Annotated in this window: 16 protein-coding genes; 3 read left to right on the plus strand and 13 right to left on the minus strand. The window is 43.6% G+C overall.

Features of this window, described 5'->3' with window-relative positions; genetic code table 11:
- Nucleotides 1-133 precede the first annotated feature (133 nt).
- On the minus strand, nt 134-2614 hold the full coding sequence (locus tag CGC65_RS30575; RefSeq protein ID WP_002569290.1) for a cysteine peptidase family C39 domain-containing protein: 2481 nt from the start codon (nt 2612-2614) through the stop codon (nt 134-136).
- 280 nt (nt 2615-2894) lie between these two features.
- Here CGC65_RS30575 and CGC65_RS31160 point away from each other — a divergent pair, with 280 nt between their 5' ends.
- Nucleotides 2895-3365 carry a hypothetical protein gene (locus CGC65_RS31160; RefSeq protein WP_158259163.1) on the plus strand — a complete coding sequence of 157 codons (471 nt, stop codon included), beginning with the start codon at nt 2895-2897 and terminating at the stop codon, nt 3363-3365.
- Between the two features lie 818 nt (nt 3366-4183).
- Here CGC65_RS31160 and CGC65_RS30585 read toward each other — a convergent pair.
- Genes CGC65_RS30585 through CGC65_RS30595 form a run of 3 tightly spaced genes read right to left on the minus strand, consistent with a single transcriptional unit; the run spans nt 4184 to nt 6411 of the window.
- A complete protein-coding gene (locus CGC65_RS30585) occupies nt 4184-4696 on the minus strand; it encodes a DUF4446 family protein (protein WP_002569293.1) in 513 nt (170 codons plus the stop codon).
- A 24-nt stretch (nt 4697-4720) separates the two neighbouring features.
- Entirely contained in the window at nt 4721-5641 is a 921-nt protein-coding gene (locus CGC65_RS30590; RefSeq protein ID WP_002569294.1) for a ParB/RepB/Spo0J family partition protein, read from the minus strand.
- Nucleotides 5641-6411, minus strand: a complete 771-nt coding sequence (locus CGC65_RS30595; protein WP_002569295.1) for a ParA family protein — start codon at nt 6409-6411, stop codon at nt 5641-5643. Before CGC65_RS30595 ends, CGC65_RS30590 begins: the two co-directional genes overlap by 1 nt.
- A 293-nt stretch (nt 6412-6704) precedes the next feature.
- Between CGC65_RS30595 and CGC65_RS30600 the strand changes: the two genes are divergently transcribed.
- Nucleotides 6705-7655, plus strand: coding sequence for an alpha/beta fold hydrolase (locus CGC65_RS30600; RefSeq protein ID WP_002569296.1), 951 nt, complete (start codon nt 6705-6707; stop codon nt 7653-7655).
- Between the two features lie 120 nt (nt 7656-7775).
- The gene (locus tag CGC65_RS30605) at nt 7776-8606 is read left to right on the plus strand and encodes a deoxyribonuclease IV (RefSeq protein WP_002569297.1); all 831 of its coding nucleotides are present in this window, start codon (nt 7776-7778) and stop codon (nt 8604-8606) included.
- A gap of 1124 nt (nt 8607-9730) precedes the next feature.
- On the opposite strand, the gene rsmG is transcribed toward CGC65_RS30605, so the two are convergent.
- From rsmG to CGC65_RS30650, 9 genes are all read right to left on the minus strand, one after another.
- On the minus strand, nt 9731-10510 hold the full coding sequence (gene rsmG / locus CGC65_RS30610) for a 16S rRNA (guanine(527)-N(7))-methyltransferase RsmG (RefSeq protein WP_002569298.1): 780 nt from the start codon (nt 10508-10510) through the stop codon (nt 9731-9733).
- An 11-nt stretch (nt 10511-10521) separates the two neighbouring features.
- The gene (mnmG, locus tag CGC65_RS30615) at nt 10522-12399 is read right to left on the minus strand and encodes a tRNA uridine-5-carboxymethylaminomethyl(34) synthesis enzyme MnmG (protein WP_002569299.1); all 1878 of its coding nucleotides are present in this window, start codon (nt 12397-12399) and stop codon (nt 10522-10524) included.
- 29 nt (nt 12400-12428) lie between these two features.
- Nucleotides 12429-13808 carry a tRNA uridine-5-carboxymethylaminomethyl(34) synthesis GTPase MnmE gene (gene mnmE, locus CGC65_RS30620; RefSeq protein WP_002569300.1) on the minus strand — a complete coding sequence of 460 codons (1380 nt, stop codon included), beginning with the start codon at nt 13806-13808 and terminating at the stop codon, nt 12429-12431.
- A 96-nt stretch (nt 13809-13904) separates the two neighbouring features.
- Entirely contained in the window at nt 13905-14696 is a 792-nt protein-coding gene (jag, locus tag CGC65_RS30625; protein ID WP_002569301.1) for an RNA-binding cell elongation regulator Jag/EloR, read from the minus strand.
- A gap of 11 nt (nt 14697-14707) precedes the next feature.
- A complete protein-coding gene (locus CGC65_RS30630; protein WP_002569302.1) occupies nt 14708-16024 on the minus strand; it encodes a YidC/Oxa1 family membrane protein insertase in 1317 nt (438 codons plus the stop codon).
- 18 nt (nt 16025-16042) lie between these two features.
- On the minus strand, nt 16043-16255 hold the full coding sequence (gene yidD, locus CGC65_RS30635; RefSeq protein ID WP_007038278.1) for a membrane protein insertion efficiency factor YidD: 213 nt from the start codon (nt 16253-16255) through the stop codon (nt 16043-16045).
- Between the two features lie 7 nt (nt 16256-16262).
- Nucleotides 16263-16607, minus strand: coding sequence for a ribonuclease P protein component (gene rnpA / locus CGC65_RS30640; RefSeq protein ID WP_002569303.1), 345 nt, complete (start codon nt 16605-16607; stop codon nt 16263-16265).
- Nucleotides 16608-16722: 115 nt separating this feature from the next.
- Complete coding sequence (gene rpmH / locus CGC65_RS30645) at nt 16723-16857, minus strand: 50S ribosomal protein L34 (RefSeq protein ID WP_002569304.1); 135 nt, start codon at nt 16855-16857, stop codon at nt 16723-16725.
- 238 nt (nt 16858-17095) lie between these two features.
- Nucleotides 17096-17737: an ECF transporter S component gene (locus tag CGC65_RS30650; RefSeq protein WP_002569305.1), complete on the minus strand. Its 642-nt coding sequence runs from the start codon at nt 17735-17737 to the stop codon at nt 17096-17098.
- Nucleotides 17738-18184 lie beyond the last annotated feature (447 nt).

Below are 18184 nucleotides of genomic sequence, written 5' to 3' on the forward strand. Positions count from 1 at the left end.
CCAATATATAAGGAAAATACTCCTAAAGAAATCTTTAAAAATTTGTTCATAATTTATTTACATCTTCTTAGATTATACCATAAGAATCAGATTTGTAAAGTAAAACGAAAATGCACACCCTAAAGTACACTGTCTACTCCACTGCCAAAGCACACAGGAAATCATTCTGCAGGTTCTTGAAATACTCTGTGGCATCATTCAGCCCCATCTTCTGTGTCTCCTGGGTCTGAGGGTCATAGAGCGTCACATTGTACTGGTCGTAGCCGGATAAAAGCACGTACTGGCCTGATTCCACATAGGCAATCACAGGAATACCCTTGTCAATATAGTACAGTATCTGGCTCAGGCTGCATCCTCCTGCGTCAATGAGAATAAGTCCATCCTCATAGACGCGGCTTCCGTCAAATGAATCCAGATATTTTGTCACCTTCCTGGCCTCATCCACCGGGGATTTGATATTGCGTATGGGCTGTCTGTTGATTCTGTCCCACACAATATGCTGGCTGCTGTCCGTCACATACCCCATCTGCCCATAGGCCATCTCCACTGCCTGGCTGAAGGTTCTGGATGAACCTAAATAATGTCCGCCTCCGTATGCCCTGAATATCATGCTGTTATCAGATGATGCGGAAGCACTGGTTCCTGTATCCAGAACACTTGTATATTCATAAGAAAATGCCTTTGGCGCAGATGTACGGACCTCATTTCCGTGTATTTCCGAATCTGCCTGTACAAAATAAACCTTTCCCTTATCCTGGGAGGCAAACCAGCCGATTCCCTCCAAGGGGTCCTTCTCAACCCTCTGGTTGCATACAATGGTATCCTCATTCTGATACAGATATTGGTTCTCGCCCAATGGCACAAGCCGTTTCAGATGAATCCGTCCATCCTGTGCAACTACATCCGTTATATAAATGCCATCCTTTCTGTATTCACTCTCCACCTGCATCTGCGTATCGACAATGTACATTGCATACATAGGCATACCCTTCATGCGGCCATTGACAATCCACTTATCCTTGGAACTGCTCAGTCCATATATCAAATCATTTCCAACAAATCCCAATACTCTGACATAATCATTTACCTCCCCTACGATTTCCTGTTTCTGGGAAGTATTAAAGTCCATAACATGGACCTTTTCGGATTCATAGAGGTTCTGGCCTTCCTGCCATGCAAACCGGCTGGCATCGCCGCTGACAGCATAGCTTCCCTCTGTCAGCCCCTGGGCCACTACCAGGGATTCATTGCTCTTGAGATCGATACCGTACACAGTACCCTGAAGCATAATATACATCATGTCATTCTCGCTGAGATAGGACAGTTTATCAATGTCTGCTTTCACCATATCATAGGATTCAGATGCAGGCAGGAAGAACTTTTCCTGTACCGTATCCTGTTCCTTATCATAGTGGTAATATACCACTCCCATCCGTCCTTCGTACTTCCCCCGGTTCATATATCCATACACCAGAAAATCCATAGAGCCGTCATCCTGCATGGACAATATCTTTATGTCGTGCCTGTCATAATTGCTTCTCACACCGTCGTCCGAATTGCTTCTGAACGAAAATACGCACACCGCCTGCTTATCATCATAGTCATAGCACCACAGATCTCCTCCTGTTTTAAATGCCACATACTTGGATTTTGGACTCTTCATGGTTCTTACTTTGTTGTCATTTGTAATTCCAAGAAGAATCTTTTTACCTGAAAAAGACTGGTGACCTCCGTCAAACACTTCATTGGCATTGCGTTCGTAATTCATCAGGTAGATTCTCTGCTCATTCCATTTCATGGTAAAATTGTCTTCTGCGTCAACCATGGAACGTGTTCCGTCTTCCTCATTAATGGCGACCTGATACCGAATCTGGATTTGTCCCATAATGCCGTCAAACTCCTGGAGAGTCATCAGAGGCTCTCCCACCATCTCCACATCCAGGCCGTCCCATGTTAAATGGCTGAAGCTGGCCCTGATGGTAACATGCCCCAGTGAGCTGTTATCCTCTGTGTCATTGGTTTCCAGATAGGATACCAAATCTCTTGCCTGATTATAGTCCAGACTCTTCCTGGTAAACTCCTGGGCCAGTCTGACCATATCTGACGCATAAGCGTTATCCGGCCACATGATTCTGGTGTAATAATGCAGCTCCTTTTCTCCTGTGGACACGGTAATTGAAAGGAGATATGTCTCATTTCTGGCCAGCAGGTTTTGAATCGGGAGCACCGCGCTGACGCTTCCGTCCCCGCTTACCCAGTCTTCCACTTCTGTCCTCTCCACCAGCCTGTCCAGAGTAAGATTTCTCACTTCATAACTGATGCCTGTAATGGTATTTCCATACTCTTCAATCCGGATATTCAGCCCACGGTCTTCAGGCAGCACAGAGATACTCTCCCTGGCTGCCTGATTCCCCATATCCTGCATGTATCCATGCAGGCAATTGATTTCCTGACCGCCCAGCTGGGTATAAACCACTGGCAAAGACGGTTCTTCCATAGATGTATATACAGCTGATTCTTTTTCCATCGTGTTTCTGGCACTGATAAAATAAACTACCAGCGCTCCTATAAATATCAGGAACAAAATCCCTGCTTTTTGCAATATTTTTTTCATATGTGATTTTATCCTTTATACTGGTTGCTCTGTATCATTTCTATTTTATATAATATCCAGTAAAACTACAACTTAATCTTTTCGGAATTTTATTAATAATATCTTTGCTGCTCCTATAAGGCACACAGACCTCTGGCACACCTTCTGTGGAACATTTCATTCAGCAGAAGTACCTTGACCATGTCTCTAAGCCAGGATGGCCTGTTTCCGGGTTTAGGTGGCGGAACCGGTCTGGGCGGCATTGGTCTGGGCGGCATTGGCGGTCTCGGAGGGGGAGGTGTTGGCCTGGGTGGCTGTGGCCTCGGCGGTCTCGGCGGGGGCGGGGGCGTTGGCCTCGGCGGCTGCGGCGGTCTTGGCGGAGGCGGCGTTGGCCTGGGTGGCTGCGGCGGTCTCGGGGGCGGAGGCGTTGGCCTCGGCGGCTGCGGCGGTCTCGGCGGAGGCGGCGTTGGCGTTGGCCTCGGCGGCTGCGGCGGTCTTGGCGGAGGCGGCGTTGGCCTCGGTGGCTGCGGCGGTCTTGGCGGAGGCGGCGTTGGCCTGGGTGGCTGCGGCGGTCTCGGGGGCGGAGGCGTTGGCCTCGGCGGCTGCGGCGGTCTTGGCGGAGGCGGCGTTGGCCTCGGTGGCTGCGGCGGTCTCGGGGGCGGAGGCGTTGGCCTCGGCGGCTGCGGCGGTCTTGGCGGAGGCGGCGTTGGCCTCGGTGGCTGCGGCGGTCTCACTGGTCCGGGTCCTCCCACTGGTGGTCTGTCCTGATTAGGTCCTGACGGCGGTCTCACTGGCCCTGGCCCCATGGGAGGGCGTTCCGGGCCTGGCCCCATAGGCGGACGTTCCGGACCTGGACCCATAGGCGGCCTGCCTGGATTATTTCCCATGGGTGGTCTTCCTGGGCCCGGACCCATATTAGGTCGTCCACCCATTCTTCCATTTCCCGAAAATCCAGGTTCTCTCCCTCTCATTTCCTGAGTCTCCATTATAATTCCGGACGGGTTCACCACTGATTCCCTATAACCCAGGAACTCATTCTGGCTATTGGAAACAGACTGTTCCTCCAGTGATTCTTCTGTGGTTAAAACCTCAGCATTACCTATGTTTTCAGCCGGAACATTTTCTATGTTCTGCTCCTGCTCCATCACCGGGTCATCATCCTCTGTAAAGAAATCTACATCCAGACGTTTCATATCCTTTTTGAGTTCTGCCATTTCCATCACAGCTTTATCATGCTCTGATATGTTCCACATGCCTCTGACCTTTTCCGCGCCTTCGGATGCAATCACCGTGTCGCAAATTGTATCACAAAGCCGGTTAATCATTATATGGTCAGGATACTCATCATACATGGGGCTGTTTTTATAATCCAATCTGTCGCAAGCTTCTGCCACATACCCCTGTAGAATTCTTATTCCTGACGGATACATGCTTTTCAGGTATTCAATGTCCTGCATCTACTCTCCCTTTTCCAATTTTCTCTTACCAATATCATATGCAGGCCAAATCCATTATGCGCCAACTTTCCGCCTTTTTCCCAAAATAAATAAAAGACCAGATAATTTCCAGTCTTTTACAATTGTTATTGATTTAATTTTTCTTAATATAACCAAGAGCCTGTTCCAATGCCTCCTGTTCCTCATTCCCCAGAACAATATCAGTCTGCCCCATATCCACCACCTTAATATACAGATAACAACCTTCTCTGCTGTGGACACAGTTTAATACGAATCCACTGTTTGTATAATCTAACATGGCAAAGGCAAAACTTAAGTTTCCTCCCATTCCTTTAAAGGCATTATACTTGACAAGCCCATATTTTTGGAATGAGGCTCTCTGATTCCGGTTCAATGTTCGGATGGAATCCTTATTTGACCTGTCTTCGGCCCTTAAATCCCTGATTTCTTCAATCTGGTCCAGAATGACATCTTCCAGAGTTTCTGCATCTTTTCCTCTCATAAAATAGTCATATTGGCGATCCAGCCTTCTCACTTTTGTCATTGTTGTAATCGTCAATATCAGCAACAGAACCACTAATATCAATAATCCCGCTATTATGTATGCAGGATCAAAGGGAATTTGATTTAAGATGCTGTTCTCCATATAATATCCATCTCTCCTTTGTACCTAGCGAATTGATTCTATCATTTCTACAATCCGCTCTAATTCTGCTTCTGAATAATATTCAATTTCAATGCGTCCTTTATTTTTATCCTTGTTGTGGATACTGACCTTTGTACCCATGACGCTTTTCATACGTTCTTCCAAGCTCTGATATATCAAAGCCAGGGCTTCATCCTTATTTTTATCCTTCTTCTCTTCCCCGTTCTCCGCTTCTTTTGCAAGGCGCTTTACAAGGCGCTCTGTTTCTCTGACACTGAGCGATTCGTCCAATATCATCTTTGCTGCCTTCAGCTGAAGTCCTTTATCCTCTAAAGACAATAAAGCTCTTGCATGACCGCTGGAAATAAGATTCTGAATCAGCATTTCCTGTATCTGTCCGTCCAATTTTAAAAGACGCATGGAATTGGTAATGGTAGCCCTGTTCTTTGATACTCTGGCTGCTATTTCCTCCTGAGTCAACTTGAATTCTGTTACCAGACGCTGATAAGCCAATGCCTCTTCAATGGGATTCAGGTCAGATCTCTGCACATTTTCAATCAGTGCTATCTCCATGCTTTCCTGCTTATTGTACTCCCGTAACACAACAGGTATTTCCTTTAATCCGGCTATTTTGGCAGCACGCCACCTGCGTTCCCCGGCGATAATCTCATAAAATGTCCCCTTTTTCTGAACTAAAAGGGGCTGCAAAATACCGTATCGTTTGATGGAATCAGCCAGCTCAGCCAGCTGTTCTTCATTGAAATCTTTTCTGGGCTGTTCTCTATTAGGTTCAATCAAAGCCATCTTTACCATCAACTCACCGCTTTTGCCATCCCCGTTATCCGTCACAGCCGCTTTTGCTTTTGCAATCTCTTCTTCACTTTCCTTTATAACATCTTCTCCAAAGATGGCTCCCAATCCTTTACCCAATCCTTTTTTAGCCATTACAATTCTTCTCCTCTGCTCATTACTTCTGCCGCAAGCATCCTGTAGCTCTCAGCCCCCGTTGATCTGGAATCGTAAAGATTAATAGACATACCGTGGCTGGGTGCCTCAGCCAGACGTACATTTCTCGGTATAATGGTTTTATAAATTGTTCTGTTCAAACTGCTCTTAACACTTTCCACTACTTCCAGTGAAAGATTTGTCCTTGCATCATACATGGTAAAGACCACGCCTTCCAATTCCAACTCCGGATTCAACTTTCTTTTAACCAGGTCCACTGTTTTTAATACCTGATTAAGTCCCTCCAAGGCATAGTACTCACACTGTATAGGAACCAGTACAGTATCTGCTGCCGTCAGTGCGTTAATGGTCAATATATTTAGAGATGGGGGACAATCAATGATGATGAAATCATATGTATCACGAACTTGATTTAGACAGCTGCTCAGAAGTTTTTCCTTATCCTCGACTTCCTGAAATTCAATCTCCGCTCCTGCCAGGTTCATATCAGATGGAAGCACATCCAGATTTGGCTGTATTTCCTTAATAATACATTCATTTACAGATGCCTCTTCAATCATCATATCATAAACTGTTTTATCAAAATCTTCCTGTTCCAGCCCCAAACCGCTGCTGGCATTTCCCTGGGGATCAAAATCCACCAGCATAACATGTTGTCCTGCTTCAGCCAAACAGGCGGAAAGATTAATGGCCGTAGTAGTCTTACCTACCCCGCCCTTCTGGTTGGCTATTGTTATGATTCGTCCCATATGTATAAATTCCTTTCTCGAAAAAACAAACCTTTCTTCGATTACTTTTACGATTATAACACAAGTCCTATTCTTTTCCTACGGAAAATTAGGAGAAAAGGAGAATTTTCATGTTTTATACAAAAAAATGTTTCACGTGAAACATTTTTAAGGCAGAAAATTGGGCATCCTAATCCTGTAGTGTCTTAATAATAATTTAATCCTCTAACCGTTGTAATAGCCCCCAGCTTGTATTATAATGGAGAAGAATCAAAAAACCGGTTATATAATATGTAATTTCAGGAGACTATTGAATGAAAACCAGGAATAAATTACTGACCTTACTTATACTGTCATCCGGAGCTGCTGCTGCTACTGCTCTGATTAACAAAGCGATAAAACTTTCGGCAACGTCCCGAAATGTATTGGAAGAACCAGAGGCATTGTGTTATAAGTGGCGTTTAGGAAATATACATTATACTAAGACCGGAACAGGTAAACCGATTCTGTTGGTACACGACCTTGCTCCTGCTTCCAGTGGGTATGAATGGAAGAATCTGGTAGGTAAACTTGCGGAAACTTATACTGTCTATACCATTGACTTGCTTGGTTTTGGTCGATCAGAAAAACCCAATCTTACCTATACCAATTATCTGTATGTGCAGCTTCTCTCTGATTTCATAAAATCAGAGATAGGACACAGGACGGATATAATTGCCAGTGGTTCCTCTGCTGCATTGGGTATCATGGCTTGCAGCAACAGTCCTGAATTATTCAATCAGCTGTTATTTATAAATCCAGAGAGCCTCCTCTCCTGCAGTCAGGTGCCCGGTAAGAATGCAAAGCTTTATAAAATAATTTTGGATTTACCGATTGCCGGAACTTTAATATATAATATAGCCTGCAGTAAACAGTTCATAACAAAGGAATTTTTAACTAATTACTATTATAATCCTTACTCAGTAAAGACCCGTGTAATTGATGCATATCACGAATCAGCCCATTTAGGAGAATCTCCCAAGTCCGTCTATGCCAGCTTAAAATGTAATTATGTTAAATGCAATATTGCAGCTGCTTTAAAGAAAATTGATAACAGCATATATCTGTTAGGCGGAGGTGCCATAGATGACATAGGCGAATGTATGGAAGAATATAAAGAATACAACCCTGCTGTTGAATATGCTGATGTCCCCAACACAAAGTTACTTCCTCATTTAGAAAAACCTGCAGAAGTATTTGATATGATTCAAACCTATTTATCTTAAAATATAAAATGTTTCACGTGAAACATACGGTTCGGACATCTACTCCGAACCGTTTTTACTACCACCTCTGTACAATAAAATAAATTATTTAACTGTATATATAAGAAAGGAAAATACAATATGCTGCGAATTGGTTGTCATCTATCCTCATCAAAGGGATATCGAGCTATGGCAAAAGATGCAAAAAAGATAAATGCAAATACATTTCAGTTCTTTACCCGTAATCCACGCGGAGGAAATGCAAAAGCCATAGATGAAAACGATGTAAAAGTTTTTTTAACGGAAGTCCAGTCTTTGGACATTACTCCAATATTAGCCCATGCACCTTACACACTAAACGCCTGCTCGGCTGATCCTAAATTAAGAAACTTTGCCAAACGAACCATGGCGGATGATTTAGTTAGGATGGAGTATACACCTGGAAATATGTATAATTTTCATCCGGGAAGCCATGTAAAACAAGGAACTGAAATTGGCATACAATTTATTGCAGAAATGCTCAATGAAATTCTTTCTCCGGCACAGACCACTACTGTTTTGCTGGAAACAATGGCGGGAAAAGGCAGTGAAGTAGGTGGGGCTTTTGAAGAATTGCGGCAGATTCTTGATTTAGTTGAATTAAAAAGTCATATGGGTGTTTGTCTTGATACCTGTCATATATGGGACGGGGGATATGATATAGTCAATCACTTAGACGATATATTGACAGAGTTTGATAATAAAATCGGGTTAAAATGTTTAAAGGCCATACACTTAAACGACAGCCAGAACCCAATAGGCGCTCATAAAGACAGACATGCAAAATTAGGTGAAGGCTATATAGGATTAGACACATTTAAACGAATTGTCACACATCCTGAATTGAGACATCTTCCATTCTTTTTAGAGACTCCTAATGATTTGGATGGATATGCACATGAAATACAAATGATGCGTGAGGCGGCAGATTAACTCTAGTTAATCAGATATTTTGAGTGCGTGACTTCTTCATGTACAAATATAAATGAAGTAATAAGAAGGCATACGATGTATTTTGCCTTCTTATTTTTATATTCAATTATATTTAAAAGTTTTATATGTATATTAAATATTAATAGATGTTTATTACCTATTAAAAGTGAGATGACACATTTATATTAATTACGGTATTATGCTGACTAATGTATTGTATTAACTAATACATTTTATCGCATAATATATAGCATTATCTAACCTATTATGTAGGATAATGCATTATGTTTAATAACCTATTATGGCCCAACGCATTATACTAAATAACTCATTACATGCCCAATGCATTATATTGAATAGCTCATTACATGCCCAACGCATTATACTGAACAACTCATTACATGCCCAATGCATTATATTGAATAACTCATTACATAGCCAACGCATTATATTGAATAACTCATTATAAGGCCAACGCATTATAATGAATAACTCATTACATGCCCAATGCATTATATTAAATAACACATTACATGCCCAACGCATTATACTGAATAACTCAGTATATAACCAATGCATTATACTGAATAACTTATTATAGTGAATAATGTATTATGTTGACTGTCCCATCATATTACTCAATATATTAAACTCAATAACTTATTGTAATGTGGAACCAATCATATAGATTAATGCATTATGTTAATTATACAATTATACTAACTAACCTATTATTCTGACTAATCCAAGATACTGAATAACTCACTACTCTGACTAACCCATGATACTGAATAACTCACTACTCTGACTAATCCAAGATACTGAATAACTCATTATTCTAACTAAAACACCTTATATTATTTAACGCAATAAGTTCCTTCTCACATTTTGTCATCTAATAAATTATATAATTTAATGCATCATATAACTTAGTAAATCCTATTACTTCATATACGCTCTTCCATCTTTTCAATTTTTCATCCCCTATATAATAACAAAAAAATATCTATGAGTTTTTATTACACTTAAAATTAAAAACAATTAAATCTATACAAGCTTATAACAATAATAAATTCAGTCAAGAAAAAGGGAATGTTTCACGTGAAACATTCCCACATCCACTTCTATCCCAAAGGCTCCTTAGTTGGCATTCCTGCCTTCCTTGGATACTTTTTAGAAATCCCTTTCACCTTCTTTATTACCACCAAAGATCTGGAAGCATCTGTACCGGGCAGCATAAATTTATCTACAAATTCTAGTTCTCCTCCCAATATTCCAACCGCACTGCCGGCAGACTTCAGCTCATCTTCTATCTCGCCGGATTTATAAGGAACAAAGAAACCGCCAATCTTCACAAAGGGCATACAATACTCAGACAGAGAAGCCAAATTTGCCACAGCCCTGGACACGCACAAATCATACATTTCCCTGTGCTCTTTCTGCCTTCCTATATCCTCAGCTCTCCCATGAATAAATTCCACGTTTTTTAATTCCAAGGCATCACAGACTTCCTCCAGAAATTTAACTCTCTTATTCAAGGAATCCAGCAAGGTAAGTTTTATTCCCGGAAAAGCTATTTTAAGGGGTATACCTGGAAATCCTGCGCCTGTTCCTACATCAATAACCGACTTTCCCTCCAACAGTTCTTCCTCATACACTCTGCTGCCGTCACACCCATCACCGGAATCCATCACCCGTTTCAACACCCTAAACAGTGACAGGCTGTCACTAAAATGTTTGGATACTACGTCTGTCTCATCTGTTATGGCTGTCAGGTTCATAACCTTATTCTTTTCCACCAGCATTTCATAATAAGTAAAAAACTGCTCCAATTGCTTCTCACTTAATTTTATCCCCAGAAGGCCAAGCTCCCGGTCCATCTGCTGTCTAAATGTATCTGTCATATCAGACCCTCTCACTGTTTTCTTGTAAAATGCACCAGCAGAACAGATATGTCCGCCGGTGATACACCTGATATACGGGATGCCTGTCCAATGGTTGCCGGCTGTACTTTGTTCAGCTTCTGAACTGCCTCCCTGCGAAGGCTGTTTACCTCTGAATAGTCAAAGTCCTCGGGCAGCTTCTTATCCTCCAGCTTCTTAAACTGTGCCACCTGCTGCATCTGACGCTTTATATATCCTTCATACTTAATCTCAATATTAACCTGTTCTCTGACATCATCAGGAAGTTCAGGCCTGCCTTCATCCAGTTCCGCCAGTTTAACATAATCCAATTCCGGCCTCTTGACCAGCTCTGCCAGCGTTATTCCGGACTTCAATAAGGTGCTTCCATAATTTTCCAAAAACATTTGTACCCGATCACTTACACCTATAACAGTCTTTTCCAGCCGTTTGATCTCTGACTGTATATCATCCATCTTCCTTAAAAGATGCTCATACTCTTCATCACATACCAGGCCGATTTCATGACCGATTTTTCTGAGTCTTATATCTGCATTGTCCTGGCGCAGCAAAAGCCTGTACTCTGCCCTGGAAGTCATCATCCGGTAAGGTTCATGGTTTTCCTTTGTTACCAGATCATCAATCAGAACCCCTATATATGCCTGTGAACGGTCCAGAACCACAGCCTCCTGTCCACGTATCTTCATCACTGCATTCACACCAGCCATGAACCCCTGGACGGCCGCCTCCTCATACCCTGAGCTTCCGTTAAACTGCCCGCCTGCAAACAGGCCCGAAATCTTCTTAAACTCCAGAGTCGGCTTAAGCTGGAGAGCGTTAATACAGTCATATTCAATGGCATAGGCATTTCTCACTATCTTTACCTTTTCAAGTCCCGGAACCGTACGGTACATTGCATACTGTACATCCTCCGGCAGTGAACTGCTCATGCCTCCCAGATACATCTCATTGGTGTAAAGGCCCTCCGGCTCCACAAATACCTGATGACGGTTCTTATCCGGGAATTTAACCACCTTATCCTCAATGGAAGGACAATACCTTGGTCCGGTTCCCTCAATGGCCCCTGAAAACAGAGGTGAACGGTCCAGATTATCCTTGATGATACGATGGGTATTTTCATTGGTATAAGTCAGCCAGCAGGAAACCTGGTCTTTCTGGATTTCATCCGGATTCGTTGAAAATGAAAACGGCACAATCCTGAGGTCGCCAAACTGCTCTTCCATTTTAGAAAAATCAATGCTTTTTTTATCCACCCTGGCCGGCGTCCCTGTCTTGAACCGGAACATCTCAATTCCATGTTCCCTCAAAGAATCCGTAAGATGGTTGGCTGCCTGAAGGCCGTTAGGCCCTGTAGGATTGCTCACATCCCCATAGATACACCTGGCTTTCAGATACGTTCCCGTGCACAGTATCACGGCCTTTGCGTAATACACTGCGCCGGAAAATGTCTTTACTCCCCTGATTTTACCATCCTCCGCCATAATTTCAGACACTTCCGCCTGACGTATGGTGAGATGTTCTGTGTTTTCCAGGGTCCTTCTCATATGCCTGCTGTAATCCTGCTTGTCAGCCTGAGCCCGCAGGGAATGAACAGCCGGTCCCTTGGATTCATTAAGCATCTTGGACTGTATGAAGGTCTTGTCTATATTCTTCCCCATCTCTCCGCCCAGCGCATCTAACTCCCTGACCAGATGCCCCTTGGAGCTTCCTCCTATATTAGGGTTACAGGGCATCAGCGCTATGCTGTCCACGCTGACAGTAAACATAATCGTTTCCATACCCAGTCTTGCACTGGCCAGAGCGGCCTCACATCCTGCATGGCCGGCTCCGACAATCACCACATCGTATGTTTCTTCTAAATAAGGTATCATTCCGCGTTCCTCTTCCATATTAAATTTCCCTATTTACCCATACAGAATTTTGCAAATATCTCATTGACAACATCATCATCCACTGCCTCCCCGATAATGAAACCCAGCTGTTCATATGCATTCATCAGGTCAATGGAATAAAAATCCTCTGGCATGCTGTCCTCAACGCTTCCCTTTACCATCAGCAGACTCTCCAGACACTGCTCCAGGGCTTCCTTATGACGCGCATTTGTAATATAAACCTGGTCGTTAAAAGACAGGTCGCCGTGATAAAAGAGCTTCTTGATTTCCTGCTCCAGCAGCTCGATTCCCTGTTCTTCTTTAGCAGAAACAGGGAGCACCTTATGTCCGCAAATCTGTTCCAGCTCGGCCGTACCCACTTCCAAATCCAAATCCGATTTGTTCAGCAATACAATGGTTTTTCTGTCCCGGATAAATTCTATTATTTCCCTGTCGCTTTCATCCAAGGGCCTGGAACCATCCACCACATAGATAATTAAATCAGCGTCCCTGGCTGCTTTCATCGCCCGGTCCACACCGATTTTCTCCACCACATCCTCTGTATCCCTGATTCCCGCCGTATCCACCACATTAAGACTGATTCCCTGCAAATAAATATGCTCTTCCAGGGTATCCCTGGTAGTTCCCGCAATTTCAGTAACAATGGCCCTCTCCTCTCCCAAAAGCACATTCATCAGAGAGGATTTACCTGCATTGGGCTTACCCAGTATAACTGTCTTTACCCCTTCGGACATAACCCTTCCGTCATCCGCAGACAGGAGCAGCTTCCTCACCTCACCAATCATAGGCACCAGATCATCCATCAGCCGGCTCCCATATCCATCCAGTGATATATGTTCCGGATCATCCAGAGCTGATTCGATAAAAGCTATCTGATACAGTATCCGGCTGCGCAGTTCCTTAATTTTAGCGGACACTGAACCGCTCAGCTGGCTCACAGAGCTTTTTAACGCATATTCATTGGTGGCGTGAATCACATCTGCCACCGCCTCGGCCTGTGACAAATCCAGCCTTCCATTTAAGAAAGCCCTCTTTGTAAACTCTCCCGGTTCCGCTGTTCTGGCTCCTGCGTGAAGAACAGTCTCCAGAATCCGCCTGACCATAAGCACTCCCCCATGGCAGTCAATCTCCACCGTATCCTCAGCCGTATAGCTGTGGGGCCCCTTCATGATAATGACCAGGGCCTCGTCCACCTTCTCATCACCGTCATATATATACCCATAATGGACTGTGTGGGACTGGGAAAGGCTCAGTCTGACCCTCTCCCCCTTTCTGTTCCGGAATATGGAATCAATCACGGAAAACGCCTGCTCTCCGCTGATTCTCACGATTCCGATTCCTGAATTGCTCATACCTGTAGCTATAGCCGCTATCGTATCTGTCTTCATAGGCTCTCCTCACAATAGAGCAAAAAGGCCGTCGCTTCAGCAACAGCCTCTTAACCTGTTTCATTACTGCCTGCATCCGATCAACCACGGATGGGCTTATTCTTCTTCACCGGCAGCAGTCTCTGCTGATGCATCTGAACCTGTCTGAGATGCACTGTTTCCATTGGTGCGGCGGTTATTCCTATATCCGCCGGAACGGTCGGAACGCTCAAAACGTCCCCCTTTATTTCTGTCATAGCGTCCTTTACGGTCGCCGGACGCTGCCTCCTTCTTAAGGGCAATCACCACATGGCGGAAGGGCTCTTCCCCTTCGCTTCTGGTGGTAACATACTTATCATTCTGAAGAGCCGCATGAATGATTCTTCTCTCATAAGGATTCATAGGTTCAAGGGATACCGGTCTCTTGGTTCTCTTAACCTTATAGGCAATGTTCTTAGCCAGGGTCTCCAGGGTTTCCTTCCTTCTCTCACGGTAATTCTCAGTATCCAGCTTCACCCTGAGATATCCTTCTGTTCCCTTGTTCACAATCAGGCTCACCAGATACTGGAGAGAATCCAGGGTCTGCCCCCTCTTGCCAATGAGGATCCCCATGTCCTCGCCTTCCAGGTTTAAGGACAGCTCCTGCTCCTCCTGGTTATATGCAGCTGTAATATTCACCTGCATATTCATTGCCCCAAAAATCTGAGACAGGAAATCCATGGCCTTATCCTCAATGGACTCTTTTTTCTTAGCACGAATAATGGCAGGTTTTGCGCCGATACCAAGGAATCCTGTACTTCCTTTATCAACTACTTCATATTCCAGTTTGTCGCTGGTGGTTTCAAGTTCGATTAACGCCTTTGTAACTGCTTCGTCCACTGTCTTGGCAGTAACTGTAATCATATCCATACAAAACCCTCCTACTTTTTACCCTTCTCATGCTTCTCATTATACTTGGAAACCATGTTAGCCTTAGCCGCCAGACTTCCAGGCTTGGCATTATCATTATAGTACTTGGTAGACTCCTCAACAATAGACTTGGTCTTAGCGATCTTAGCCATCTGGGCCTGCTCTGCCTTTTCTTCCTTTGCCTCAATCTTCTTGAGCATCTCGTCTACATTGCCCACTTTTGTAGGAGGAAGGCCTTTCTTTGCGCGCTTCTTGTTCGTCTTTTCAATGTTCTTCTGAACCAGGTCGTCAATGTCAACCTTATTAAGATAAGAATTGATTCCCACCTGCTGGATAATGGTAAATACACTCTGTGCAACCCAGTAAAGTCCGATACCGGATGCAAATGAGAAACAGAAGAATACGGACATTAAAGGCATGGTCACATTCATGCTCTTCATCATGTTTGCGCCCGGAGCATCTTCAGACTGCTGGGGCTGGTTGGCTGTCATCAGCTTGGTGCTGTACCACTGGCTTAAACCTGCTAACAGCGGAATGCACAGTGCTGCAAAGGCAGTCATCAGAGTGGTGTTGTCAACCTTATTAAAATAGTTCATGATAACCTGCAGGGGTGTGTATGCAATATTCAGACCAAAGAAGTTCTGCATATTCTCAATGGCATCCACCACTCTCACGCCGGTTTCCGTAACTGCCTGTCCCACGGAAGAAAAGGCATTGACCAGTGAATCCCACTGCTGTCCTGTCAGCTTATATAATAAATCAATGACTGTGTTTACATTGGTATAGTCAAATCTCTCACCCACCATCTTGTGGGCCTGTGCCAGGTCTGTAAATGCCTGGGATGCTTCATATCCGCTGGGAAGCTTGCTTACCACTGCTTCATAATATACCCTTACGGACTGTACATATGCAGGAATATTGTATATGACGCGGTACAACGCGAAAATAATAGGCATCTGGATCAGAAGAGGAAGACATCCGCCTGTCATGGATGTGCCGTACTTCTCATAAACCGCCTTGATTTCAGTCTGCATCATCATGGCGTACTTCTGGTCGCTTTCCTTGCCCTTGTACTTCTTCTGAATGGCTGTAATTTCGGGCTGCATGACTGCCATGAGTTTTGATGATTTCTGCTGCTTAATGGTAAGAGGTATCATCAGCACCTTGGTTACCAGGGTAAATAAAATGATACATAAACCGATATTTAATATTCCGAAGGTACTGGTAAAACGGAACAATAAGTCCATGATCCACCCCAGGATATCAGCTATCGGCCCCAGAATACCTCCTGTTTTTGTCAATAATACTGCGCCAGCTATACTGTTCAATACACTACCTCCTTCGATCTACGGAACTGGATCATAACCGCCTTCTGCAAATGGGTGACACCGGAGTATCCTCTTGCAGGCCAACCATGTACCCTTTAACGCACCATACTTTTTTAATGCTTCAATGGCGTATTGAGAGCATGTAGGTGTGTAAATACAGTGAGTTCTTACTTTAAGGGGCGACAGAAACTTCTGGTATCCCCTTACCAACAAAATCAGACATCTTGCCATAATCACTTCACTTCGATTCTTTTAAAATGTGATGCAGTCCGCACAGGTGCAGGTAAGCACCCTCCAAATGTTTGTAATCCGATTGTCTGGCAGCGCCTCTGGCTACCAGGATGATGTTTAACCCAGTCTTTATTCTATTATTGTTTAAACGGAAAATCTCTCTTAAAAGCCTTGTTATATGATGGCGGACAACACTGTTGCCCACTTTTTTGCTCACAGATATGCCAATGCGGTTTTCATCTTCCCCGGTTTTCATCACATACATCACCAGCAGTCTGTTCGCATAGGAAGTTCCATTCCTGTATATCACCTGGAACTCACTGTTCTTCTTAACGGAAGGAAATCGTTTCATCCGAAACTCCTTACAATCAGGTTGTCAAAACACTCCCCTTTTTCCGGGAAGGTAAGAAAAGAAAAGGCCACATGATGCTGTGGCCCGTAGTTCTTTTGCTTTAAGCTTGAAACAATTAAGCAGATAATTTTGCTCTACCTTTAGCTCTTCTGGCAGCAATAACTTTTCTACCGCCTGCAGTCTTCATTCTTGCTCTAAAGCCATGAACTTTCGCTCTCTGTCTCTTCTTGGGCTGAAATGTCATCTTCATATCCGGGCACCTCCTATCAAAATTATGTGGCAATGTGAAAACACACATTTAGACTAGTATAATTAAACATCTTCTCAATTATATAGAAGAAATCCGCCTTCGTCAAGCGGATTTTCTCAAAAAATCAACAAAAAACCGGCAAAAAAGGACAGTCCCAAAGACTGTCCCAACAAAATGTGTGCATTGCAAAACTACATTACTATATTTAGTATAAATCCGTTTTCCTTCCTATACGCTGCTATCCTCTGATGTCAGGTGTCAGCTTCAGCAGGATTCCGGCTACAGCCGTCACAATAATTCCGGCCACCAGGGCTTCCGGCACTCCCTGCATACCGATAATTCCCAATATTACTCCATATACCCATTTGGCTGTCCAGCTGGCAGCGGACGCATACTGATCCCCAAACAAAAAATAAATCAGGTTCATAACCAGAAGGGTGTTGGTCAGGGATCCGGCCACGCCTGCCGCAAACAATGCGGTCCCCTGCTTATTCCTCCTGTTCTTAAGCGTTCTCATAAACAGACGGTATACATAATAGGCCACAACCCCAATCAGTATTCTTGGAACCAGGCAGATAACCAGGCTTCCCAGATTTCCGTGAAACTGTCCCATGGTAACAAAGGGTGAAAACACAAAGGACGTGGGATTTGGCATGAAGGTGTTCTTCCACAAACTGGTCAGACCGAATGTCAACCCCAGGAATGCCCCGTATTTCGGTCCCAGAATAATGGCTCCGATAATCACAGGGATATGAACGGTGGTCGCATTCATGAATCCAAGCGGAATATACCCTAAGAATGGCACAAATGCCATGATTACGATAATGGCTGCAATGACTGCTGCCAATACCAGGTCACGGGTTTTGGATAAAGTATTCATTTTTTCCTCCTGCTACTGTTCTTATGATAAAGATACAATGCAATGCTACAACGTAATTATAAGTAAAAATCACATCAGCGTCAATGTTTCAGGCTTATGTTTCCCTTTCTATGCAAGACTATTTTCACATGGGATCCCAGATTAACATAACATTATCCACAAAATGTGGATAAGTTGTGGATAAGTATGGGATAATGCCTGCTTTTTCCCCAGCCCGATCTAAAAAATCCAGAATTTATGAATATTTCCACCATGTGTAAAACTCCAGTTAACTTTTTCACGATTTTTGTGGACAAAAGATCTTTCCACACTGCTTACACAGGGCATCCACCCCCAATTCACAAAGTTATCCACAATATTTTACACTTGTCATTGAAAAAATTTTTACTTTAGTATACAATAGATTTAGATTGGGCAATTCTGCAATACAGTTTTAGGAGACAAAAA

Origin of the sequence: Enterocloster bolteae, from assembly GCF_002234575.2 — a bacterium.
In the GTDB taxonomy this organism is placed as follows: Bacteria; Bacillota; Clostridia; order Lachnospirales; family Lachnospiraceae; genus Enterocloster; species Enterocloster bolteae.